The sequence below is a fragment of the Mariniflexile sp. HNIBRBA6329 genome, from assembly GCF_043558645.1.
GTDB lineage: Bacteria > Bacteroidota > Bacteroidia > Flavobacteriales > Flavobacteriaceae > Mariniflexile.
In genome coordinates, this window is sequence record NZ_JBIFXS010000003.1 from 58,277 (window position 1) to 84,380 (window position 26,104).

Annotated in this window: 20 protein-coding genes; 8 read left to right on the forward strand and 12 right to left on the reverse strand. The window is 34.7% G+C overall.

Going from position 1 to position 26,104, the window contains the following annotated elements; genetic code table 11:
• Positions 1 to 4 precede the first annotated feature (4 nt).
• From serB to ACGK9U_RS04930, 7 genes are all read right to left on the reverse strand, one after another.
• On the reverse strand, positions 5 to 1,222 hold the full coding sequence (gene serB, locus ACGK9U_RS04900; protein ID WP_394465252.1) for a phosphoserine phosphatase SerB: 1,218 nt from the start codon (positions 1,220 to 1,222) through the stop codon (positions 5 to 7).
• Positions 1,223 to 1,281: 59 nt separating this feature from the next.
• On the reverse strand, positions 1,282 to 1,767 hold the full coding sequence (locus ACGK9U_RS04905) for an ABC transporter ATPase (RefSeq protein ID WP_394465253.1): 486 nt from the start codon (positions 1,765 to 1,767) through the stop codon (positions 1,282 to 1,284).
• 1 nt (position 1,768) lies between these two features.
• Positions 1,769 to 2,398, reverse strand: coding sequence for a hypothetical protein (locus tag ACGK9U_RS04910; RefSeq protein WP_394465254.1), 630 nt, complete (start codon positions 2,396 to 2,398; stop codon positions 1,769 to 1,771).
• Positions 2,399 to 2,408: 10 nt separating this feature from the next.
• Complete coding sequence (locus ACGK9U_RS04915; protein ID WP_394465255.1) at positions 2,409 to 3,200, reverse strand: (Fe-S)-binding protein; 792 nt, start codon at positions 3,198 to 3,200, stop codon at positions 2,409 to 2,411.
• Between the two features lie 115 nt (positions 3,201 to 3,315).
• A complete protein-coding gene (locus ACGK9U_RS04920) occupies positions 3,316 to 4,629 on the reverse strand; it encodes a 4Fe-4S dicluster domain-containing protein (protein ID WP_394465256.1) in 1,314 nt (437 codons plus the stop codon).
• Positions 4,630 to 4,635: 6 nt separating this feature from the next.
• On the reverse strand, positions 4,636 to 5,568 hold the full coding sequence (locus tag ACGK9U_RS04925) for an MlaD family protein (RefSeq protein WP_394465257.1): 933 nt from the start codon (positions 5,566 to 5,568) through the stop codon (positions 4,636 to 4,638).
• Between the two features lie 57 nt (positions 5,569 to 5,625).
• Positions 5,626 to 6,768, reverse strand: coding sequence for an N-acetylmuramoyl-L-alanine amidase (locus ACGK9U_RS04930; RefSeq protein WP_394465258.1), 1,143 nt, complete (start codon positions 6,766 to 6,768; stop codon positions 5,626 to 5,628).
• A 196-nt stretch (positions 6,769 to 6,964) separates the two neighbouring features.
• On the opposite strand from ACGK9U_RS04930, the gene ACGK9U_RS04935 reads away from it, so the two are divergent.
• On the forward strand, positions 6,965 to 9,721 hold the full coding sequence (locus tag ACGK9U_RS04935; protein ID WP_394465259.1) for a putative LPS assembly protein LptD: 2,757 nt from the start codon (positions 6,965 to 6,967) through the stop codon (positions 9,719 to 9,721).
• 75 nt (positions 9,722 to 9,796) lie between these two features.
• Complete coding sequence (locus ACGK9U_RS04940) at positions 9,797 to 10,177, forward strand: RidA family protein (protein WP_394465260.1); 381 nt, start codon at positions 9,797 to 9,799, stop codon at positions 10,175 to 10,177.
• Between the two features lie 9 nt (positions 10,178 to 10,186).
• Here the strand turns inward: ACGK9U_RS04940 and ACGK9U_RS04945 are convergent, their stop codons facing one another.
• Complete coding sequence (locus ACGK9U_RS04945) at positions 10,187 to 11,470, reverse strand: ATP-binding protein (protein ID WP_394465261.1); 1,284 nt, start codon at positions 11,468 to 11,470, stop codon at positions 10,187 to 10,189.
• Positions 11,471 to 11,750: 280 nt separating this feature from the next.
• Here ACGK9U_RS04945 and ACGK9U_RS04950 point away from each other — a divergent pair, with 280 nt between their 5' ends.
• The 6 genes from ACGK9U_RS04950 to ACGK9U_RS04975 all read left to right on the forward strand — a co-directional run bounded on the left by ACGK9U_RS04950 (position 11,751) and on the right by ACGK9U_RS04975 (position 21,451).
• A complete protein-coding gene (locus tag ACGK9U_RS04950) occupies positions 11,751 to 12,791 on the forward strand; it encodes a GMP reductase (RefSeq protein WP_394465262.1) in 1,041 nt (346 codons plus the stop codon).
• Positions 12,792 to 12,806: 15 nt separating this feature from the next.
• Positions 12,807 to 13,811: a sugar kinase gene (locus ACGK9U_RS04955; RefSeq protein WP_394465263.1), complete on the forward strand. Its 1,005-nt coding sequence runs from the start codon at positions 12,807 to 12,809 to the stop codon at positions 13,809 to 13,811.
• A gap of 253 nt (positions 13,812 to 14,064) precedes the next feature.
• Positions 14,065 to 17,397, forward strand: a complete 3,333-nt coding sequence (locus ACGK9U_RS04960; protein WP_394465264.1) for a DUF2126 domain-containing protein — start codon at positions 14,065 to 14,067, stop codon at positions 17,395 to 17,397.
• Positions 17,398 to 17,403: 6 nt separating this feature from the next.
• A complete protein-coding gene (locus tag ACGK9U_RS04965; RefSeq protein ID WP_394465265.1) occupies positions 17,404 to 19,962 on the forward strand; it encodes a circularly permuted type 2 ATP-grasp protein in 2,559 nt (852 codons plus the stop codon).
• 2 nt (positions 19,963 to 19,964) lie between these two features.
• Positions 19,965 to 20,855 (forward strand): transglutaminase N-terminal domain-containing protein, encoded by an 891-nt coding sequence (locus ACGK9U_RS04970; protein ID WP_394465266.1) that lies wholly within the window; start codon positions 19,965 to 19,967, stop codon positions 20,853 to 20,855.
• 68 nt (positions 20,856 to 20,923) lie between these two features.
• Positions 20,924 to 21,451, forward strand: coding sequence for a hypothetical protein (locus tag ACGK9U_RS04975; RefSeq protein WP_394465267.1), 528 nt, complete (start codon positions 20,924 to 20,926; stop codon positions 21,449 to 21,451).
• Positions 21,452 to 21,619: 168 nt separating this feature from the next.
• On the opposite strand, the gene ACGK9U_RS04980 is transcribed toward ACGK9U_RS04975, so the two are convergent.
• The 4 genes from ACGK9U_RS04980 to pfkA all read right to left on the reverse strand — a co-directional run bounded on the left by ACGK9U_RS04980 (position 21,620) and on the right by pfkA (position 26,084).
• The gene (locus ACGK9U_RS04980; RefSeq protein WP_394465268.1) at positions 21,620 to 22,843 is read right to left on the reverse strand and encodes an ATP-binding cassette domain-containing protein; all 1,224 of its coding nucleotides are present in this window, start codon (positions 22,841 to 22,843) and stop codon (positions 21,620 to 21,622) included.
• Positions 22,844 to 23,131: 288 nt separating this feature from the next.
• Complete coding sequence (locus ACGK9U_RS04985; RefSeq protein ID WP_394465269.1) at positions 23,132 to 23,992, reverse strand: N-acetylglucosamine kinase; 861 nt, start codon at positions 23,990 to 23,992, stop codon at positions 23,132 to 23,134.
• A gap of 83 nt (positions 23,993 to 24,075) precedes the next feature.
• A complete protein-coding gene (gap, locus tag ACGK9U_RS04990) occupies positions 24,076 to 25,080 on the reverse strand; it encodes a type I glyceraldehyde-3-phosphate dehydrogenase (RefSeq protein WP_394465270.1) in 1,005 nt (334 codons plus the stop codon).
• Positions 25,081 to 25,097: 17 nt separating this feature from the next.
• Entirely contained in the window at positions 25,098 to 26,084 is a 987-nt protein-coding gene (gene pfkA / locus ACGK9U_RS04995) for a 6-phosphofructokinase (RefSeq protein ID WP_394465271.1), read from the reverse strand.
• Between the last annotated feature and the right edge of the window lie 20 nt (positions 26,085 to 26,104).

Here is a 26,104-nt window from a genome sequence, read left to right on the forward strand (position 1 = left end):
ATATTTATAAATCTATATGCCTGTCGTGGTAGCCCAACAAATACAACACCCCATCTAACCCAATACTTGAAATGGAACTTTGGGCGTTATCTTTTACTGTTGGTTTTGCGTGAAAAGCAATCCCTAAACCCGCAAGGTTAAGCATTGGCAAATCGTTGGCACCATCGCCAACTGCAATTGTTTGATCGATATCGATACCTTCTTTTTTAGCTATTTCTTTTAGATATTCTGCTTTTTTATTGCCATCAACAATTTCACCCAAATAACCACCAGTTAAAACACCATCTTTAATTTCCAATTGGTTGGCATACACATAATCGATACCCAATTCTTTTTGTAAATAGTGACCGAAATAAGTAAAACCACCCGATAAAATAGCGGTTTTAAACCCATAGCTTTTTAAGGTATCTATAAGTCTTTTAGCTCCTTTTGTTATTGGTAAATTTATGGCTACATCGTGTAATACATCTTCACTCAAACCTTTTAAGAGCTTCATGCGGCGAACAAAACTTTCGTTGAAATCTATTTCACCTTGCATTGCCGATTCTGTAATAGCTTTTACTTCATCGCCAACACCAGCTAATTCTGCCAATTTATCAATTACTTCAGCTTGAATTAGTGTAGAATCCATATCAAAACAAACCAAACGTCTGTTCCTTCTAAAAATATTATCTTCTTGAAAAGCAATATCTACGTCTAGTTCTCTTGAAATTTCCATGAATTTTTTTGTGAACTCTGTTTTATCTTCAATCTGTCCTCTAATGGATAATTCTATACAGGCACGCGGATATTCTTCTTCTACAATAAGAGAGGTACGCCCCGTAAGTCGTTTTATAGAATCTATATTCAGATTTTTTTCTGAGATAACCTGTGTTACTTTTGATATTTGCTCTGCAGCAAGTCTTTCACCTAGAATGGTAACTATGTAGCGGTCTTTACCCTGAAGTTTTACCCATTTCTCATAATTTTCAAGAGTAATGGGTGTAAACTTTGCTTTAATACCAAGTTCATAAGATTTGAAAAGTAAATCCTTTAATACGGCTGCGGAATTTGGTCCTGATTGAATTTCAAACAAGATACCTAAGGATAAGGTATCGTGAATATTTGCCTGACCAATATCCAACACTTTTGCGTTGTATTGTGCCAAAACACTGGTTAAACTAGAGGTTAATCCTGGTTTATCGGGTCCAGAAATATTTAATAGGATAATTTCGTTAGCCATAGCTATCTTATGAATTTTTAAAATACTTTTATTTATGAAGGTTCAAGCTGTTACCAAACTTATTTAACAAATCTACTGTGCCAACTTTCACTGGCAGGTACTTCCCAGTTTTCGTTAAATTCCGCAATATTGGTCACCAAGTTGTTAAAAACAATGGTGTTTTTTGAAACGGCTTTCTCTTTCGCCATTTGTTTAAAATCGGTAAGTGTTTTATAAGCTATAAATTCACCTTGTTTGTAAGACACATTCATTTTGTCCATTAAATCAACATTATAATCTTTTTCTAATTGTTGAATAAAATGTACGCAAGAATCAATAGAACACCCTGTTGCCTTGTTTAAGTTTTGATCTAAACCTATAACTATAAACCGCTTATATTTAACCAAATAACCAGCATTTAAATCGCTACCGTGCGCTGTCCAATTTTCAATAAAAACATTAAGTTTGGATTGTATTTCTTCAATTTCCTGTTCTGAAAATGAACGATTGGCTTGGTAAATCCAAACTCGTGATTCTTCTGGTAATGTATTAAAATCTACTAACATTTTATAAAAGAGAAATTTTCTTGATGATTTTAAAATTACGATATTCCTTTATTCTAGGGTCGAACATTTCAAACTCATAACAGGTTATTTTTACTTTTGATTTTTTTAATTTATTCAAATCATGCAATAAATTATCGCCTTCAAAATATTCCAGCCATAGAACTTTTTGCAATCTATTATCGGTGTCCATCAATTCAACGGTGTTAAATTGAGATTCTTGTATATTGGTAACATGACCAACAAGAATGATATCGTCCTTACCTTCTTCAAACTCATCAGCCGCATAATTACCAGCAATTACCGTCATATAATCTGGACAATGTGTCATCATTTTAAATGCAACATCTACTCCTAACTGTTCTAAAGATTGTTCGTCGTTAAAAGAAACATTTACTAACTTGTCTGCTTCTTTTTTTAATTTACCATAACTTTCCAATATACAAAAACCAAACTCCATCTCTATTTTAGATTGCTCCATTGCCGTAAAATCTAAATCTTTCCTGGTTAAGCATTCACAAGTGCCTATGGCAATATCATCAAACAATTTATCTTTTAAATCTTCTTTTTCTTGAGCAAAAGAAAAATAATTAAATAATAGCATTGTTAAAAATAAGTAGGTAATTTTATTCATGTATAAATCTTTATAAATCTTGAGCGTTTGCAATTAATTCGGCAATATCCATAACAGGTACTTCAGCTTCTTTTTCTTTGGCTTTTACACCATCCGTCATCATGGTATTGCAAAACGGACAACCTGCTGCAATAATTTGTGGTGTGGTTTCTAAAGCTTGCTCGGTACGTTCAACATTAACGTCTTTATTCCCTTTTTCGGGTTCTTTAAACATTTGAGCACCTCCAGCACCGCAACATAACCCAGTGCGTTTGCAGTTTTTCATTTCAACCAATTCTGCTTCTAATTTTTTAATTAAATCGCGTGGTGCTTCGTACACATTATTGGCACGACCTAAATAACAAGGATCGTGAAAAGTGATACGTTTTCCTTTAAATTGACCACCTTCTATAGTTAAACGTCCTTCATCTAATAAGGTTTTTAAAAACTGTGTGTGGTGCATGACCTCATAGTTTCCGCCCAATTCCGGGTATTCATTTTTTATGGTGTTGAAACAATGCGGGCAAGCTGTTACTATTTTTTTAACTTCGTAAGCATTTAAAACCTCGATATTTGTTACGGCTTGCATTTGGAATAAAAACTCATTCCCTGCTCGTTTAGCAGGATCACCGGTACAGCTTTCTTCGGTTCCTAAAACAGCAAATTCTACTTTGGCTTTATTTAATAGTTTAACAAAAGCTTTGGTTATTTTTTTTGCTCTATCATCAAAACTACCAGCACAACCCACCCAAAACAATACTTCTGGTTGTTTTCCTTCTGCCATAAACTCTGCCATGGTTGGTACTTTTAGTAATTCGCTCATATACTATTGTTTTATTTTGCGTTAGGGATTGAGGCATTGTTGGAGCTCTCCCGATTTTTTCATCGGGAAGCGACTGCCGAAAGCCCGCCCCTTGGGTAATGCCCAAATTATTTTATTATTCGTTTTTCCAGTTCAATCGGTCCATTTGGTTGTATGGCCATGGAGCACCGTTGTTTTCAATATTGGTCATCATGTTATTTAACTCTACGGGTGCAGCGGACTGCTCCATAACCAAATAACGACGCATATCCATGATGATTGAAAGCGGGTCGATACTTACTGGACAGGCTTCCACACACGCATTGCACGAGGTACATGCCCATAATTCTTCTCTGGTAATATAATTATCGAGAAGCTGTTTTCCATCTTCTTTAAACTCGCCTTTGTTGGCATCTATGTTTTTACCTACTTCCTCTAAACGGTCGCGGGTATCCATCATGATTTTTCGTGGCGATAGTTTTTTACCTGTTTGGTTTGCAGGACATTCGCTGGTACAACGTCCGCACTCGGTACAAGTATATGCATTTAGTAATTGTACCCAATTTAAATCTTGCACGTCGCTGGCTCCGAATTTGGCAGGCATAACATTTTCTGCTCCTTCGGCTGGTGCTGCAAATGGATCGACGTTGGGATCCATCATCATTTTTACTTCTTTTGTAACTGCTTCTAAATTATCAAGCTGTCCTTTTGGTTTTATTTTTCCGTAAAATGTGTTTGGAAATGCCAATAGAATATGCAGATGCTTTGAAAAATACAGATAGTTTAAGAATACTAAAATACCTAGGATATGCAGCCACCAAGCGGTTCTTTCGATGGTGTGAAGTGCACTTTCTGACAAACCACTAAACCATGGTGCTATGTGCTTGCTTATTACATTTCCTGAATTTATGGTTTGAAAATGTAAATCGGTAGCATTCATTACCAAAAACAGAGTCATCAAAACCATTTCGAAATATAGAATGAAATTGCCGTCGTTTTTGGGCCAACTGGTCATTTCACTTTTCCAGAAACGTGCTAGTTTAATAATATTTCTGCGTATCCAAAAAATGACAACGGCGATTAAAACCAATACCGCTAAAACTTCAAAAGAACCTATTAAAAACCCGTAAACGGCTTTTGGAAGTACTGATAAACCTATTCGGTGTGTACCAAAAATACCATCGATGATAATTTCTAAAACTTCAATATTGATGATAATGAAGCCTAGATAAACAACTATATGCAAAAAACCTGCGATGGGACGACGCACCATTTTACTTTGCCCTAAGGCTATCATAGCCATGTTTTTCCAACGCTGCGATTTGTTATCGCTAACATCTACATCGTGTCCTAACTTGATATTACGAATAAGTTTTTTTACGTTTTTGGCAAAAAAACCAATACCTATACCCAGTAAGATTGCAAAAAGTATATTTGGCAAATATTCCATCAATTATTATTTAGTGTCTTCCTTTTGGTAAGGTATTTCTTTTTTAGATAAAATTCTTCTGTAGCGAGCTGGGTGTAATTTTATATCTCTTATAAGTTCTTCCATTTCTTTGGTAGCGCCCTCAAGGTTTTTGTATAAACCTTCGTCTTTAAGTAATTTCCCTATGGTACCGTCGCCTTTATCTATAGTCGTTAAAATGGTATTTAATTTATTTAATGTGCCATTTAAATTATCTACAGTTGCACCTAAATTGGCGTTTTTCAAATCGGAAGTAAGTACAGCTAAATCTGCACTTATTGTTTTGAATTTCTCTAATATTTCTGAAATGTTTTTGTCATTTTTAGAAATAACAGCATTTACAGAATTTGAAGTGTTTTTGAACGATTGTAGCGTATGATTTAATTCTTCGATAGTACGTTTTAAACCTGCATCAGAATTATCGTTAACCAATCTATTGATGCTTAACATAAGTGTATCGGTAGATTTTAAAGTAGAATCTAAATTATTGCTTATACCCGAAAAGCTTTTAGAAAGCGTTGTAACCAATCCCAATTCTACTGTAGATGGTAAAACATCACCTGGTTTTGCTTGCTCCCCTTCTGTGCTTATTAAAATGGCAAGTCCGTTTCCTCCCATCAATCCTGTTTCGTACATTTTAATTACAGAATTTTTAGAAAACTTTAAGGCAGCATTTACCGAAAAAGACACTCTGGTTTTACCTGTTTCATAATCGTAAACGATATCCTGAATTTTTCCAACATTATTACCATTTACTGTGATGGGTGAGGATTTATTAAGTGCATTGTAATCAAACTCTGTATAATACACGTCGGTGGATTCGAATAGGTTTCTCCCCTTTAAATAATTAAATCCAAAAATAAATAGGACAATACCCGATAATACTAATACGCCTGTTTTAACTTCTTTTGATATTTTCAAAGTAAATAAAGTAAATGTTAGATGTACAAATTTAAAATAAATTTAAAAAGAACCTCTTTAATTAGCAGTTGTTTTTAAGGCTTCGTTTAAGCTTATCTTTTTGCCGTCCTTAAAAGCCACTATAAAACTGGATTTGTAGCCTTTTCTTATGGCTTCTTCTTCTAATGTTTTTGTACTATTGTAATCGGAAGTGTTACCATAAAAGTACTTAAATAAACCCCCTTCTTTTTCTCTGGTAACATTTTTAAGTCCTTTAAAATTATTGGGCTTGGGCTCTATAGCTCTTGAAGTTGCAGCTATTTGTACTTTGTATGTTATGGAACTATCTATGGTCCTTGCAACTTCTGATACCTTTGGCACTTCAATAGTTTTTTCAGTTTTAACTGCTGGCGCATCATCGTAAAAAATAAAATCGTCTACATTGCCATCTAAACTATGCTTATATTCTAAAATGGCACTTGTTACGGAATTAGCCATATCTTTTTGTCCTTGTTCTGAATTCAAATAAGCACCTTCTTCCCTATTTGTTAAAAAACCAACTTCTACCAAAACACTGGGCATTACAGTTTGGTGCAACACAATAAATCCGGCTTGCTTAACCCCTCTATTGGTTCGCTTTAATTTATTTGTGAACCTATTTTGAATTAAACTTGCCAACATGATGCTTTGGTCTAGATACTCTTCTTGACTTATTAATATGCTCATTACAGATTCGGGAGAATTAGGGTCGAACCCTTTATATTTCTTTTCATAATCATCCTCAAGAAAAATCACCGAGTTTTCCTTTTTTGCTACTTCAAAATTGGTTTGGTTCCTGTGGGTTCCTAATACAAATGTCTCTGTACCATGTGCATCCGATTTATGCGCATTGCAATGGATAGATACAAATAAATCGGCTTTTGCTTTATTGGCTATTTGCCCTCTTTCAAATAAATCAACAAACACATCGGTTTTTCTGGTGTAAACCACTTTGATATTTGGATTCTTCTCCAGTTGTTTACCAACATCCAAAACAATATTTAACGAAATTTCACTTTCTTTATAGCCATTGCCTTTATTACCGTGGTCGTGACCGCCATGGCCTGCATCTAAAACCACTATAAATTTAGCTTCCGGATTTTCTTGATCAACCTTAGTAAATGAAGAAAATGTTAATACTATTATAAATAATACGAAAAGTAATACTCTGTTCGTTTTCATGGGTAATTATATTGTTTTAAATCGGTCACACATAACATTAACTATAATTATCATAATATATTTTATTTAGACAACTATGTTTCACAAACATTTTAACGATTAAAAAACTTGGTTTAGCACTCGGTAAATTTGAGCCCAAGTTTAATTTAAAATTTTAATTGAATAATAAATCAATCACAGAAAAATATATGTAATTTTGGCTTTTCAAAAATCGAGCCATACTTTTACAAAAATACATTTAAAAGCGTTGCACACAAACAACTTTAAAATACTTTTTACCTTAAGTTTTACAGTGTTTATTAACATGTTTAGCTTTGCGCAAGACCTTCCAAAAGGTGGAGTTCCTATTGACAGAAGTGTTAAGGATAGCGTGAATATTAGTATTGACAGCTTAGTAACTACCGAAGTTTCAGAAAAAGCACAAGACTCCACATTAAAAGATTCCATTAAACCTAAAAAAGAGCTTTTAGAACATACCGTAAAGTACCACGCAACCGATTATACCAAGTTCAACCAAAAAGAACATAAATTATACTTATATAATGAAGCCACTATTGATTATGGCGACATGAATATAGCTGCGGGAAACATTACCATAGATTATACAAAAAACACGGTTTATGCCAAAGGTATAAAAGATTCTATTGGTGCTTATACCCAAAAACCTGTTTTTACACAAGGTGCCAATGTGGTAGAACCCGACTCGATTATTTTCAATACTAAAACAAAGAAAGCACTTATATACAACTCTAAAACCGAACAAGGCGACGGTACCGTTATTGCATCGTTAACTAAAAAAGAAAACGACTCGGTTTACTTTTTAAAAAATGCCAAATATACCACCGCTGAAGATTTGGATGACCCCGAGTATTACATCCGCCTGTTAAAAGCAAAAATAGTACCTGGAAAAAAAATAGTAACTGGTGCTGCCGGTTTGTATATTTACGATATTCCTACACCTGTTTGGTTGCCTTTTAGTTTCTTTCCTCAATCGGAAAAACAAACCTCCGGTATTATCATTCCTAGTTTTGGTGAACAAAACCAACGTGGTTATTTTTTACAAAATGGTGGATATTACTTGGCTATTAGCGATTATGTAGATTTAGCACTTTTAGGCGATTATTACACCAATGGTAGTTACGGGTTTCGTTCTGAAAGTACGTATGCAAAACGCTATAAATTTAGAGGAAATTTAAACTTTAGTTACGAAAGTTTAATAAATAGTGAACGTGGCTTCCCAGATTATTCCAAGTCTACCGTTTATAACATTCGTTGGTCGCATAGTCAAGATGGTAAATCTAATCCCAATTCACGTTTCTCTGCATCGGTTAACTTAGGGAGCAGTCAATATTACCAAACTTCTATAAATCAAGTAAATACAGGTGCTTTTTTAAATAACACCTTATCATCTTCTGTTTCTTATTCAAAAACATTTCAAGGAAAATTACAGCCAAATATTAGTTTAACGGCGACGCATTCTCAAAACACCAACACCCAACAAATAAATATGACGCTTCCAACATTTCAAGGAAGTTTGGGCAGAATGTACCCTTTTGCATCTAAAACTGGGTCTAAAAAAGGAATCATTCAAAACATTAACTTGCAATATAATGTTAGAGGTGAAAATAGAATTAGTACAACCGACTCACTTTTCTTTAAAAAAGAAATGTTTGACGATGCCAAAGCAGGGTTTCAGCATAGTATTCCGCTTAGTACCAACTTCAAAGTATTTAAATATTTTAGTTTAAGTGCCAGCAGCAGTTTGAATGAAGTTTGGACATTCAAAACCATCGAAAAAAGTTTTGATGCCACAACAAAAAAAGTTATAACTGAAGAAATAAATGGTTTTGATGCCTTTAGAACTTACAACTTCAGCACCAGTTTAGGAACAACCGTTTACGGGATGTTTAATTTTGAAAAAGAAGGAAAAGACACTAAAATAAAAGCAATTCGTCATATCATTCGACCTTCCGTAAGTTACAACATCAATCCTGCTTTTGATAAATATTACGATACCTACGAAGTTGTTAGTGCAGACGGATTAACAACAACCGACGTAGAATACACGCGTTTTGAACAAGGTATTTTTGGTTCTCCTGGAAAAAACTTTTCCAGTTCTATGGGTATTTCGGTTTCCAATAACCTTGAAGCTAAAGTGCGCGATAAAGACAGTACAGCTACCGAACCTAAAAAGGTTATTTTGTTAAATAACCTAAACTTTTCAACCTCTTATAATTTTGCAGGTGATTCGCTACAATGGAGTCCTGTTAGAATGAGCGGTGGCACACAACTTTTCAACAACAAAATGAGTATTAATTTTGGTGCTACTTTAGACCCATATGCACTGGACAATAACAATAACAGAATTGGTAAATTCAACATTGATAATGGTGGAAGCCTCTTTAGATTAACCAGTGCCAACTTAACCACAGGATGGACTCTATCCAGTAAAAATGGAAGTGACAAAAATGACAATAAAAAAGGTGTTGAGGAAAATTTAAGAAGAGGTGGTCGCGATGATGATTTGTTTGGTATTTCGGAAGATTTTGCAAACCAACAAATTGATGACATGAAAGAGGGTGACGACGAAGAAGAAAAACCTAGCGAATATTACAGCTATAGCATCCCTTGGAATTTGCGAATAGCTTATGCTTTAAATTATTCCAATTCAAGAAGGGAAAACCAAATATCCTCACATTCGCTTATGTTTTCGGGCGATATTAAATTATCCGAAAAATGGTCTATTGGTGCATCATCTGGTTACGATTTAAAAAATGCAGGATTCACGTATACGCAACTACGTTTTGAACGTGATTTAATGAGCTGGCGTATGAATTTCAGTTGGGTGCCTTTTAGCACTAGAAGCTCATGGAATTTCTTTATTGGTATAAAATCTAACATCTTAAAAGATTTAAAATACGAAAAACGAAATCAACCCGATTTACAACTTTAGCTTATTGCTTATTGACTATTGCTTATTGCTTATTGCTTATTGCTTATTGCTTATTGAAATTTAAAATAAACCGTTATGAAAACAATTATTACTACACCAAATGCACCAGCACCAATTGGTCCTTATAATCAAGCTATTTTAAGCGGTAACACTTTATATACTTCTGGACAAATTGCCATTAACCCCAAAACCAACGAACTTGTTTTAAGTGATATTGAAACAGAAACTAAACAGGTTATGCATAACCTAAAGGCTGTTTTGGAAGCTGCAAATATGACGTTTGAAAACGTGGTGAAATCAACAATCTTCATCAGTAATATGGAGGATTTTGGTAAAATCAATACCGTTTATGGTAGCTTTTTTGATGAAGCCACTGCTCCTGCCCGTGAAACCGTTCAAGTAGCACGTTTACCAAAGCATGTGAATGTTGAAATTAGTGTGATTGCTGTAAAGTAATATTACAAATTATACCGAAGCGTCTTTTTTAGCATACTTTATTAGTAACTCTTTGAGTTTGGCAACCTCAAGTGGTTTTGCTAAAAACTCATCTATCCCAGCAAGTTTTGCGTTTGCAATATCCACTTCAAAAGCACTTGCAGACACAGCTATAATTGGTGTATTACAATCAGCGTATTTCTTGGTTTCTTTTATGGCTTTTGTGGCTTCATAGCCATCCATGTCTGGCATGTAAATATCCATAAAAACCATGTCAAAATCTAAAATTTTGTATAGCTCTACAGCTTCTAAACCATTTTTAGCAAACGTACAGTCGGCGCCTTGTTGTTCCAATAAAAACTTAATTACTTTTTGATTCATTCGGTTATCTTCAGCAACCAGAACATTGAATTTTTCCAATAAAATTGGCTCTAGAATTTCTTCTTCCGCCTTTATACCCAACGTTTTTTTAAGTTGTAAACTAAAATAAAAGGTGGACCCCTCGTTCTCTTTACTTTCCAATTTCAACTCACCACCCATCAATTTTACAAGTTGATGCGAAATAGAAAGTCCTAAACCACCCTCTCTATAATCTCTTCCTTCAGAAATATTAAATGCTTTCGATTCGTTAAAAATTTGTTTTATTTCTTCAGCACGCAACCCAATACCGGTATCTTTTATATAGAACGCTACTATTTGCCCATCCTCAATACTTACCGTTTGATCTACAATTATTGAAATTTTTCCTGAGTTTGTAAATTTAATGGCATTATTTATTAAGTTTATTAAAACTTGCTGGATACGTAAAGAATCGCCCAACAGAGAAAATTTACGCGTTTCATCCATTAAAAATTTGTATTCAAATTCCAATCCTTTTTCCCAGGCTTGATATTCAAATACTTTAAAAAGATGTAATAATTCAGATTTTAAATCGATGGCTAACAAATTCAATTTTATATCGCCTTTATCAACATCTTCATTATCAGTAACCATATTTACAAGTTGTAATAAATGCTTAGAAGAATATTCAGCTATTTCAATTTGTGCTTTTTGGTCTGCATCCAAATGGGTCTGTTTTAACATGTTAAGCATTCCTAAAACCGTACTAAGTGGCGTACGTATTTCGTAACTCATATTCGCTAAATAAATGGATTTATAATCTGCAATTCTATTAGCTTCATCAAGACTGGATTGCAAGTCACTAACTCTATTTCTTAAGTCAGAAACTTTTACATCATTCTTTAATTGGTTTTTGAAAAAAAATTGCAACACAAAAATTTGGCCTACAGCAAAACCAAATAAAATAAGTGCCAAAACAGTATCACTTATTTTCTTTTCGAGAAAAAAGTAAGCTAGCAATAGAACAAATATTATAGAAACAAAAATAATTATAGATAATATCCTCCTGGTTTTAATAGATTTTAGGAACTTTATTGAAAAACTCATTTGTTCAGTAGGCTTTTTTAACAAACATATTATTATTATATTAATAAACAAAGGTATTGCAGGTATTTCATACCGATATTTTATTTTGTTTTATTTAACTTTATAACTTATAAAAATATACTTTAAATTAACTCCAATCTCATAATGCATGCGAATAGAATACGATATTAAATTAGGATTTAAAGATGTAATGATTCGTCCTAAACGTTCTACACTAAAAAGTAGAGCTGAAGTTAGCTTAGAACGTGAATTTAAATTTTTACACAGTCCACTTTCTTGGACAGGTATTCCCATAATGGCAGCCAATATGGATACGGTTGGCACTTTTGAAATGGCAAAATCCCTATCTAGCAAACAATTATTTACTGCCATTCATAAACATTATTCGATTGCAGATTGGAATGTATTTGCAGCAAATTTACCAGAAGGTATTGAAAATTATATAGCTGTAAGTACCGGGATTAGTAAAAAAGATTCTGAGCATTTAGCAGCTGTATTCAAATTCAATCCCAATTTAAAATTCATTTGTATTGATGTCGCCAATGGCTATTCAGAATATTTTGCCAATTTTGTAAAACAAACCCGAGACCAATATCCCGATAAGGTTATTATTGCTGGTAATGTTGTTACAGGTGAAATGGTTGAAGAACTATTACTTTCCGGTGCCGATATTGTTAAAGTAGGCATTGGTCCGGGTTCCGTATGTACCACGCGTTTAAAAACTGGTGTTGGCTACCCACAACTTTCAGCCATTATAGAATGTGCTGATGCTGCACATGGTTTAGGTGGACAAATTATTAGTGATGGTGGTTGTACCATTCCTGGTGATATTGCCAAAGCCTTTGGTGCAGGTGCCGATTTTGTTATGTTGGGTGGCATGTTGGCGGGTCACACAGAAAGTGGTGGGGAAATTATTGAAAAACAGGGAAAACCCTACCGAAAATTTTATGGTATGAGTTCATCAACAGCTATGGAAAAACATATTGGAGGTGTTGCCGAATACAGAGCAAGCGAAGGCAAAACAGTAGAAGTTCCATACAGAGGTGATGTTGAAAACACACTACAAGATATTTTAGGTGGTTTGAGAAGTACTTGTACGTATGTAGGTGCACAACGCTTGAAAGAACTTACCAAACGTACTACCTTTATACGCGTAAATGAACAGGAAAATAGAGTTTATACAATTTAAATTAACCAATATAGCATGAAGCAAATTATAACATTTGGAGAAGTTTTAATGCGGTTGTCACCTGAAGGAAACAAAAAGTTTATTCAAGCTAATTTGCTGGAATTCTATTTTGGAGGTACCGAAGTTAATGTAGGCATATCCATTGCTAATTTTGGTGAAAAAGTAAAACACATCAGTTGTGTATCTAACGATTTTGTTGGAGATACTGCTATTTCATATATCCAGAAATTTGGTGTTAGCACATCGGCTATTGTACGTTCCGATAGACCATTGGGCGTATATTTTTTAGAAGTTGGTGCCGTAATGCGCCCAAGTTCTATTTCATATAATCGTTCCCATTCATCATTTTCAGATATAAAACCTGAAATGGTAGATTGGGAAAACATTTTAAGAAAAGCAAAGTGGATTCATTGGACAGGCATCACCCCTGCATTAAGTAAAGGGGCTTACGATACGCTTAAAGCAGGACTAAAACTTGCCAAAGAAAAGGGAATAGCTGTAAGTGCCGACCCTACATACCGCAAAGGTTTATGGAAATATGGCGAAAATGCCAAAGACGTTCTATGCGATTTACTTTCTTATTCCACCATATTTATTGGCGGTATTAATGAAATAAATGAAGCCTTAGACAGCAATTATGAATTTTCTAACGATGATTTTATAGAAGCCAGTAAAGCATTAATGATAAAATTCCCTTCTATTGAAAAGATATTTGATAAAATAAGAACCCCTATAAATGCTTCTTGGCACAAAATAAGAGCTAGAATGTGGAATGGTGAAGAATTTAGAGAGACCAGTGATTTTGATATCACACATATTATAGACCGTATTGGCACTGGTGATGCTTTTGCCGCTGGATTAATTTACGGTTTACAAAGGTTTGACGATTATAAGTCTATGGAATTTGCAAGTGCTGCTTGTGCCCTAAAACACACTTACGAAGGCGATGTTAACTACGCCAATGTGCCTGAAGTTATGGGTATTTTAGATGGAAATACTTCAGGAAGGTTTAATAGATAATCCAGTCTATTTTGGGTAATTTTCAGGTTTGCTTACTTAAAAAACATGCATTTTCCAGCCATAAAAAACTGTTTTATAAATTTAAACTTAATAGAATTGGTTTTTTATCGTAAAAAAAAACACATCAAAATTATCGAAACACCAATTTAAAATTAAAAAAATAAGCATTTTATATTCTTTTGTGTTTTTTTAAAATTCGCTCATTTATCAAATAAAAATCACTTAAATTGTAGTTTCATTAACAGGTTTTTCTATGGCTTTAAAAATTGTAATTTCACACAAAACACAATACAAATACGACCGTCCGGTATCGTTATCTCCTCATATTTTCAGGTTACGTCCTGCACCACACAGTCGCACACCCATCGAGGCGTATTCTATAAAAATTAAACCCGAAAACCAATTTTTCAACTGGCAACAAGACCCATTTGGAAACTATTTGGCACGGTTAATTTTTCCTGAAAAAACCACTGAGTTATCTATTGAAGTTGAAATTATTGCTGATTTAAAAACCATAAATCCATTTGATTTTTTTGTTGAGGAATATGCTGAAGAAATCCCTTTTAAATACGATGTCACCACAAAAAAAGAACTACTACCCTATTTAGAAATTACGGAAAACGGTGAGCTTCTACAGGGTTTTCTAAAAACCATAGATAAAACACCAAGAAAAACCATTTATTTTTTAATAGACATCAATAGAAAAATATACGAATACTTAAAATACAACATACGCTTAGACCCTGGTGTACAAACTTGCGAAGAAACCTTAAAACTTAAAAGCGGCTCTTGTCGCGATTATGCTTGGTTATTTGTTCAGACCTTACGCCATTTAGGGTTTGGTGCGCGTTTTGTATCTGGGTATTTAGTACAATTAAAGTCTGATGAAAAATCATTGGATGGTCCTTCCGGTCCTGAAGAAGATTTTACCGATTTACACGCTTGGGCCGAAGTGTATATACCAGGTGCTGGTTGGATTGGTTTTGATGCCACTTCAGGCTTACTAGCGGGCGAAGGACACATTCCATTGGCTTGTACGCCTTCATTTGAAAGTGCTGCACCTGTTTCGGGAATGACCGATGTTTGCGAAACCGAATTTGTGTTTGAAAATTCAGTAAAACGAATTTTTGAATCGCCCAGAGTTACAAAACCGTACACCGAAGAACAGTGGAAAGCTATATACAACCTTGGTTTTAAAGTTGAAAAAGAACTTGAAAAAGGCGACGTACGTTTAACCATGGGTGGCGAACCCACCTTTGTTTCTATCGACGATATGGAATCGCCTGAATGGAATACAGAAGCCGATGGCCCACATAAACAAGAACTAGCCAAAAAACTATCAGCTAAATTGTATGATGAATTTAGCAACGGTGGCGTATTGCACCAAGCCCAAGGCAAATGGTATCCGGGTGAACCGCTACCACGTTGGCAAATTGAAATCTGTTGGCGAAAAGACGGTAAAAAGATATGGCACAACAAAAAACTCTTATCTTTATTTTCTGATAATCCAAAAATACCTGAGGATGCCGATAGGAGATTCTTGGAAACATTAACCAAATATTTAGGCATCACCAATAAATACATCATCCCCACTTATGAAGATGCTTTTTATTTTATTTGGGAAGAAGGAAAACTACCTGTTGATGTAGACCCGACCAAAGATGATGGTACTTTATTGGTTAAAAACAAATTGAAACAAATACTGGAGGACGGAAAATCGAAAGCCGCTGGATACGTTTTACCCCTAAACAATTCCATGGGAACTTGGTATACCAGCGATTGGAGTTTTAGGCGCAATCATTTATATTTAATTCCAGGGAATTCGCCCGTAGGTTTAAGGTTGCCATTAAATTCACTTATCAAAAAACCGGAACATGGTGAGTTTCCTCAATATATACCTGATAATTTTTCAAAAAAGAAAAAATTCCCAAGTTATAAAAACAGTGTTGCAAAACGTTTTAAACAAGTAAAAGAACAAGGTTTTTTAGAACCGCCTTTCAACTATTTCATTCGCACCGCTTTATGTGCCGAAGTAAGAGATGGAAAACTGTATTTATTCTTACCTCCTTTAGATACCGCTGAAATATTTTTGGATTTGGTAGCATCTATTGAAGCGACAGCCAAAGAACTCAACATTCCTGTTATTTTGGAAGGATACGACCCACCAAAAGACAGCCGTTTGGAATCGCTTAAAGTGACTCCAGACCCAGGTGTTATTGAAGTAAACGTTCAACCTGCAAAAAACTGGGAAGAACTCACCTACAACACCTTAACGCTTTATAAACTTGCAAAAGAATCGCGTTTAGGTACCGAAAAATTCATGCTAGACGGAAAGCATACAGGTACTGGTGGCGGAAACCATGTTACGTTGGGTGGTATCACTCCTGCCGATAGTCCGTTATTACGCAAACCTAGTTTATTGCGCAGTTTGCTCACCTTTTGGCAACATCACCCAGGGCTTTCTTATTTGTTTTCTGGTGCTTTTATTGGGGCTACCAGTCAAGCGCCACGAATAGACGAAGCACGTATGGAAAATTTGTATGAATTGGAAATTGCCTTCAGCCAAATCCCTAAGAACGGTAAAGTCCCTTTTTGGTTAACCGATAGATTATTCCGTCATTTATTAACCGATTTAACAGGAAACACACATCGCGCTGAATTCTGTATCGATAAATTATATTCTCCAGACTCCAATTCTGGTAGATTGGGTATTTTGGAGTTGCGTGCTTTTGATATGCCTCCACATCCGCAAATGAGTTTGATGCAAAACTTGCTAGTTAGAACCTTGGTAGCGTGGTTTTGGAAAAAACCTTACGAACACGAATTAGTACGTTGGGGTACCGAATTACATGATAAATTCTTAACCGAGCATTACGTAAGGGAAGATATTAAAGATATTGTTACACAACTAAACAAAGCGGGTTACAGGTTTAAAGAAGAATGGTTTAACCCCTTTTTCGAGTTTAGATTTCCGCTGCATGGTATGGTTGAAATTAATAATATCCATTTAGAATTACGTGCCGCCATTGAACCTTGGAACGTTTTAGGTGAAGAAATGACCGGAGGCGGTACCGCCCGTTATGTAGATTCTTCCGTAGAACGCATTCAAGTTAAAGTATCGCACTTTATTGAAGAGCGTTACGTTTTAACCTGTAATGGCGTGAAAGTTCACCTAAACAGCACTGGTGTAAAAGGAGAATATGTTGCTGGTATTCGCTATAAAGCTTGGAATCCACATTCATCATTACACCCTACAATTGATGTAGACACCCCTTTAGTATTCGATATTATTGACACTTGGAATAAACGTTCTATTGGAGGCTGCACCTATTTTGTGGCACACCCTGGTGGACGTTCATATGAAACCTATCCTGTTAATAGTTTTGAAGCCGAATCAAGACGTATCAATCGTTTTTGGGAACAAGGCCATACACAAGGAGAGGTTTTTGAAGTTGAAAAAATTGCCCAAGATGACAACAGTTCAAAGAAAAACGTAAAAAAACAGGCTAGCTCTAGAAAATTTAAATACAAAGAATTACCAATTAATTTCGAATTTCCTTATACCTTAGATTTACGAAAAAAATAACGATTGATGCTGATTGACAAAAACACCCTGTTTAAAAATTATTTTTCTGATTTTAAGAATTATGATGAAGTTCTAAAATCCAACATGTCCATAAATCCTAATTGGGAAAAATTACTAAGTAATATCTCCCAAATGGGTAGTGAAACCCTAGTCTCAAAACAAAATGAGATGGATTGGTTAATGGACGAAAACGGTGTTACCTATAATGTGTATAACGACCCGAAAGGGATGCAACGCACTTGGGAACTTAACATTGTTCCTTTTCTTATTCACCAAAAAGAATGGGAAACCATTGAAAAAGGTATCAAACAGCGTTCGGAATTATTAAACCTTATTCTAAAGGATGTTTACGGTAAACGTGAACTTATCAAAAATGGCATCATTCCTCCTGAAGTTATTTATGCGCATCGAGGCTTTTTAAGGCAATGCGACCAAATTCAATATAAAACCGCAAAAAACCTATTAATACATTCTGCCGATTTAGCACGTGGTCCCGATGGGCGCATGTGGGTGGTTAACGATAGAACCCAAGCGCCATCAGGTATGGGGTATGCTTTAGAAAACAGATATTCAACAAGTAGAATATTGCCCGATATATTTAAAGGTATCCACGTTAAGCAACCATCGCATTTCTTCTCAGATTTGAACCAAATGCTTATTGATGCGGCACCTCAAAATAAAGTAAACCCAAACATTGTTATACTTACACCAGGGCCTTTAAACGAAACCTATTTTGAACATGCTTACTTGTCGTCGTTTTTAGGATATCCATTGGTTACTGGCAACGATTTGGTAGTTAGAAGCGGAAAAGTTTGGATGAAATCTTTAAAAGAACTGAAACAAGTTGATGTTATTTTAAGACGTGTTGATGATGTGTTTATGGATCCTTTAGAGCTTCGTGAAGATTCCTATTTAGGTGTTGCTGGTTTATTGGATGTGGTAAGACAACAGCAAGTAACCATAGTAAACCCGATTGGAAGTGGCGTACTGGAAAACTCAGGATTGATACCGTTTATGAACGCCATTTGTAAATACTTTTTTAAGGAAGAATTGATATTGCCGCAGATAGCATCGTGGTGGTGTGGACAAGAAAAGGAGCGCAATTACGTTTTAAATAATTTAACCAATTTGGTTGTAAAACGCATTGATAGGTCTAACCGAGAAAGCATCTTTTTTTGTGAATTTCTAAAACCAAATCAACTGGAAAATTTAAAAAAAGAAATTCTTTCAAATCCATATAGTTTTGTGGCCCAAGAAAAAATATCGTTTTCAACAGCTCCCGATTTTGTAAACGGTAAACTAGAACCACGTAAAGTAATGTGCAGAACGTTTTCCATAGCCCAAAAAGACGGCTATTCGGTAATGCCTGGTGGATTGGTTCGTGTGGCTGCGGAACGCGAAAATTTATTCGTATCAAACCAACGTGGTGGCGTAAGCAAAGATTTTTGGGTTGTTGCCGACCAACCACAAACCAATATTCAAAACTACGCTTGGGACAATACATGTAAAATTTCTATTTCGGGAATTAACGATTTGCCAAGTAATACAGCCGAAAATTTATATTGGTCTGGCAGATATTTAGGCAGAGCCTTAGTTACGGCACGTTTTTTACGAACCGTGCTTAATAAAATGAGCAACGAGCAATACAATAAAAACAAAAAACAATCGGAAAGTTTACTTTGTTTGTTTCAATCTATTACAAACATCACCTCTACCTTTCCAGGTTTTATAGGTGAAGAAGGCGAAGAAGCTTTAGCAGATCCCTTAAAAGAAATTCTATCGTTAATCATAGATAAAGACCGCATAGGTAGTTTTGCTCAAGCCCTATTCAGTTTTAATAATTCGTATTATTCCTTGCGAAATTTGTGGAGTAAAGATATGTGGCGGGTTTTTGATGGTATTCAAAAAATTTGGAAACGCTTTGAAGATGAAGACGATAAAACATCCACACCTGCTCTTATAAAAGTACTTGATAGAATTATTACTAGGCTTATTGCTTTTATGGGACTTATTGAGGAAAGTATTTTGGTAGATCAAGGCTTACTGCTCTATTTTATTGGATTGCAAACCGAACAAGCCACAATGAATATTGCAAAATGCCGTTCGCTTTTAGTGGTAAACCATAAAGAACAACCTCAATACGAAATTCTGGAAGCCATATTGACCAGTCATGAAAGTTTAAATATTTACCGATACAGTTACCGTTCGTATTTAAGTATTGAAAATGTTATAAACCTTATTTTATTAGATACCGAATACCCAAAATCGTTAACCTATCAGCTTAGACGCATACAAAAAGATATTGATAAATTGCCACATTCCGAAGTAACCGGAAAAGCTACCGACTGCCAAAAATTTATTTCGGAAGCCAATTATAAAATAAGAAGTTTAAATATTCCCGATTTATTAAAGCAAGATTCAGAAGATATCATCAGGCAAAATCTAGAGGATGCTTTGGCGGATTTAAGCGATTTGCTACACGAAACCGCCTTGGCTATTTCCGATACCTACTTTAATCATGCTTATCAACAAACACAATTGGTTAATCAAAATTTCCCACTGTAATTATGGAATTTCAAGTATCGCATACCACAAATTACGACTATGAAAGTGGTGTTACCTTTTGCCACAACATAGCCACTCTAAAACCTAAAACCATGTTAGGGCAGACCTTGGTAGATTACCAATTGGAAATTACCCCTACTCCTACTGAAATTTCAGAACGTTTGGACTTTTTCGGAAATACCATAACACGTTTTTCCATACAAAAACACCACACCGAATTAAAAGTAACAGCCAAAAGTAAAATATTAAGAGATTTTACTTTGCAACCTAATATTGAAGAATCTTCAACAGGAAAAACCATTGCGCTAGCAGAAGCCATAAACGCCTTAAAAACAAATACACCAGAATATATAGATGTAAAGCAATTTATTTTAGAGTCCATTTTTATAGCGAAAATTTCTCCAGAGATAAAAGCCTATGCCGAAGCATCTTTTAAACCAAACAGACCTGTTTTTGAAGCCGCTTTTGAGTTGATGCAACGTATTTACACCGAATTTGAATTCGATTCTGGATTCAGTACCATCGCAACACCTTTACACGAAGTGATGAAAGAGAAAAAAGGTGTATGTCAAGATTTTGCGCAAATTGCCATTGCTTGTGTGCGTTCTATAGGCTTGCCTGCACGCTACGTGAGTGGTTACATTGAAACGTTGCCACCTCCCGGAAAAGAAAAATTGGTAGGTACCGATGCATCACATGCCTGGTTTTCTGTGTATATCCCTACGTTTGGCTGGGTAGATTTTGACCCCACCAACAACCAAATACCAAAAAACCAACACATTACAGTGTCTTGGGGACGTGATTATTACGATGTACCACCGCTAAAAGGTGTTATTTATAGTACTGGAAAAAATAAGATGAAGGTAGCTGTTGATATTAGACCTGAGGTTTAGATTTCTTTGCTTTGACTTTGTGAGAAAAAAAACTAACTAAGTCGTTTAACTTTTGATATATTTGAGAAATGAAATACCTTAAAATAACATTTACTTTTTTTCTTTTAGTTTGCCAGACCTCTTGCCAAAAAAACATAGTTGGAACTTGGTATAAATGCAGTAAAGATGGAAGTTATTATGAATACAAAATAACTGACCAATACACAATTATGCTTTCAAGTAAATCTGACATTGTTTGGATTCATAAAGTTAAACAAATTGACAACGGAATAATTATTTCGGATTTTGACTCTTCTGTAAATCGACTTATGACAAACAATGACACCTTGATTATTTTGTCCAAAACTAAAGATAAAATCATTTTAAAAAGCTCCTATACTCGGGACAAATTGGAACTGAATAAAGTGGATTTTGACTTTGATAAAATTGATTCCACTAATTTGGATTCTTGGAAAAACAAAACCATATCAGAATTTAAAAAAAGAGCCGAATTAATAAATTGTTCGGACTTGAGAACTCAAAAAGAAAAAAATATACCAACTTTGAATTTGGACGATACTGATGATGAAGAAATACCAATATTTGAGGAAAAATAAAAACGATTTGCCGTATAAAAATAATGCGTAGTTTAGTCCATAACCAAGAGTTAGTACGTATTTTGCCACTCTGATTTTCCTGCGGAAAATCCTCGGACACAAAACCGCACTATTCTTATACAAACCTTTAAACGTACTCAATGAAAAAAATCTTAATTTAAAAGGCTTTTATAATTTTCTACCTTTAGAACCAGTTTCCTCATTCGGTACTAACTCATAAACAAACTCTGGTTTTAAACCAGCTTCTTTTCTGTGCGACACGTATAAAATAGCGGTGTCGGTTTCTTTGGCTATTTTATTTATAAGTTCGGAAAATAGTTTGGCATCAGAATCGTCGAGTCCGTTAGTGGGTTCGTCTAAAATAAGCAATGGTGGGTGTTTTACCATGGCTCTTGCTATTAATACCAAGCGTTGGTGCCCTTTTGATAAGTCTAAAAAAGGTTGCTTTCTAATGTCATACATTTGCAACACGTGTAGCCATTGCTCGGTTATTTTAATTTGCTCGTTGGTGGGTGTTTTATACAAGCCTACGGTATCAAAAAAACCGGAAACTATCATATTACCTATAGAATCCAGGCGCTTAAAACCTCGTAACATTTCCGAAGAGAAATAACCGATTTTCTTTTTAATATCCCAAACGCTCTCACCACTACCCTTTTTTACTCCAAACAAAATAATATCTTGTCCGTATGCTTTGGGGTTGTCGCCATAAATCATGCTCAACATGGTGCTTTTTCCCGAACCATTGGCACCTATTAATTGCCAAAATTCACCACGCTTTATTTCCCAAGAAATATCGGTAATAATAGGACGTTCTTGATAAGCAACCGATACCTTATTAAACTTTACCAAAGGATTGATTTTTTCTGAAATGGGACGGTATGGTTGTGGTAACGCCTCCACAAACCATAAACTTTGATTGGTTTCTGAAGTTTCTTTTTGGTTAAATTTAACCAGTGTTTTATCTTGAAGCCTATAGATTTTGGTTATAAACTGTAAAATATCATCTTTTCTATTTGTAATTTGAATGATTTGGGTTTCATTACTTAATTCTGAAAACGTTTTTTCAATATCGGCTTGTTTTTCCACATCTAGATTGCCAAAAACATTATCGGCAATAATATAATCGGGCTTTTGTAAAATGATATGGTTTAATAAAGCTTTTTTTCGTTCGCCTTCAGAAGAATGTAGCAAACTGTTTTTTGTTTCGGTACGCACATCAAAATGTCCATGAATGATTTCTTCTTCAATAAATTTATTTAAGGTTATTTCAGAAAAAAGACCGTGTTTTAAATCTTTCAATTCTTTAAAAACATCTCCAGAAATGATTTGTTCTATTAGCTGAATTTTATCATCATTATTGGTAATGTAAATGGCTATATGATTTTTCAATGCGTTTGTTTTTGGGTTCTAAACTAATAAATATAATTTTAAAACCATCACTTCATAAAAAGACCTCACAAGTTTTTAAAACTTGTGAGGTCTAATAATTTAACACGTTGGTTGCAACTATTTTAAAAGTCAATTTTGAACTAAATCGTTACATTGAGCTTGTCAAAATGTGAATTTCATGAAGTCTTCGACAAGCTCAGACTGACACATTTAGATTCTAATTATCTGCAAAATTGAATTATAATTAATATTTATTAATTACAACCAACAGTTATGATTAATACTTTTTTATAAGTTTTTAGTATGGAAAGCAACCAAACCTTCAATAGGTCTGCGTTCAAAATTCCCCACAGTAAAGCCCATTTCTTTGGCTACGGCTTTAATTTCATCTTGTGCAAAATAAGCAATTGAGCCTGCAAAATGCACAGGAACGGTTTTAAGTTCCTCTTTATATTGCATGATGTAATTATTCGCAAATATGCGAATACCTTCTTTAATCATTTCAACTATATATGCCGAATCTTTGTTTAAAAAAATAAATTCTGCAAAATTTGCTAAATAGGCGTTTGGATTTGGCTGTTTGTATATGTTGTATTTAACATAATCAGCTTCCATATTGTACTTGCTACCAAATGCCACTTTAATGTCTTCCGGCATCAAGTTGAAATAATAATCTCTTATTAATTGTTTACCATAATAGTTTCCTGATGCATCATCCATTAAAATATAGCCTAAAGACTGTACACGTTGGTGTAACTTCGCACCATCATAATAACTACAATTAGACCCTGTACCTAAAATACAAACAACAGCAGCTTCGGTATCATGACTAATAGTGCCATACACAGCTGCCAAAGTATCTTCTTCTACTGTTACCATAGCGGTTGGAAACACCTCTTCCAAAGCACTTTTCACAATTTCTTTACCACGGTCTGTTCCACAACCTGCACCATAAAAAAATACATGAGTTACTTCTTTTCTGTGTGCTTTTAAGTCTGGATTTTTTTTAATTATTTTTTTTAGCTTTTCCTGTTTTAAGATTTCAGGATTAAGACCTTTTGTTCGCAACTTCTCTAAAAGTTGTTTGCCATTATTATCTACTGCAATCCAATCACTTTTTGTGGAGCCACTATCAACAATTAAAATCATGAGTTTTATAAATAAAAAAACTCCACAGACTTTGTATAAAACAATAAATCTGTGGAGTTCATAATTAATATTCTTTTCTTAAATTATATTTTACTTATGTATTGAGCAAGGTCAACTAATTTAGTTGAATAACCAAACTCATTATCGTACCAAGATACTAATTTAAAGAAATTATCATTAAGTGCAATACTTGCATCTGCATCAAAAATACTGGTCATAGATTCTGAAACGAAATCTTGAGAAACTACAGCTTCTTCAGTATAACCTAAAACACCTTTTAATTCACCTGATTCAGATGCTTTTTTCAATACAGCCTTCACTTCATCCCAAGATGCAGATTTTTCAGTTCTTACGGTTAAATCTACTACAGAAACGTCTGGTGTTGGAACTCTAAATGCCATACCTGTAAGTTTTCCATTTAATTCTGGAATAACTTTGCCAACAGCTTTTGCAGCTCCGGTTGAAGAAGGAATGATGTTTGCTAATGCACTACGACCACCTCTCCAGTCTTTTCTAGAAGGACCATCAACAGTTAGTTGCGTTGCAGTTGTAGCGTGAACGGTTGTCATTAAACCTTCAATAATTCCGAAGTTATCATTAATAACTTTAGCTAATGGCGCTAAACAGTTTGTAGTACAAGATGCGTTTGATACAATGGTGTCTGCTGCTGTAATTTTACTGTTGTTTACACCCATTACAAACATTGGTGCATCGGCCGATGGTGCAGAAATTGCTACCTTTTTAGCACCTGCAGTAATGTGTTTTTGAGCACCTTCTAAAGTTGTGAAGATACCAGTACAATCTAATACTACCTCTGCTCCTACAGCATCCCATTTTAAATCTTCTGGGTTACGTTCTGCAGTAATTCTTATTTCTTTACCGTTAACAACTAAGTTTCCGTTTTTTACTTCAACAGTTCCGTTAAAACGACCGTGTACCGAATCGTATTTTAATAAGTATGCTAAGTGCTCTACATCTAATAAATCGTTGATACCAACTATTTCTATTTCCGGTCTGCTTGCAGCTACTCTAAAAGCAATTCTACCTATTCTACCAAATCCGTTAATTCCTAATTTTAATTTTGACATAATCTTGTTTGTAAATGTTAAGTGCTCATGATATCTGAGACACGCAATAATTCTAAATTTATTTTTGTTTTTCCTTTAATGGCTTTTTCTAATGGGGTTAGTTCCATTTTACTGTTTAGCAATCCAACCATGTAATTTGTTTTACCTTCTAATAAAGACTCCACTGCTTTTACACCCATTCTACTTGCTAAAACACGATCGAAACACGATGGCGCACCACCACGTTGCATATGCCCAAGCACTGATACACGTACATCATAACCTTCCATGTTTTGGTCGACGTAATCTTTAAGTTCAAAAATATTCTTACCTATTTTATCACCTTCAGCTACTACAACGATACTTGAAGATTTACCCGATTTTCTACTTCTGTTTAATGATTCTACAAGTCTTTCCAATCCTAAATCTTCTTCAGGAATTAAAATTTCTTCTGCACCACCGGCTATTCCTGCGTTCAATGCTATATGACCTACATCGCGCCCCATAACTTCAACAAAGAAAAGACGATTGTGCGAACTTGCTGTGTCTCTAATTTTATCGATAGCATCTACTACGGTATTAAGTGCCGTATCGAAACCTAAAGTGTGCGTTGTACCAAAAATATCGTTATCTATAGTGCCTGGAATTCCTATTACTGGAAAATCAAATTCTTGATTAAAAATTAAAGCACCTGTAAATGTACCATCTCCACCTATAGCTACAAGCGCATCGATATTAGCTTCTTGCAATACTTTATAAGCTTGTTCTCTTCCTTCTTTAGTTCTAAACTCTTTTGAACGTGCTGATTTTAAGATGGTTCCACCTTTGTTAATAATCCCTTTAACACTACGGGCATCCATTTCTTTAAAATCGCCTTCAATTAATCCTTCGTATCCGCGGTAAACGCCAACACATTCTATATTATGGTATGCACACGCTCTAACTACCGCACGAATAGCGGCATTCATCCCAGGTGAATCACCTCCTGAAGTTAAAACTGCAATCTTTTTTATTGTTTTTGACATTAAATTTTAATTTTTCAAAG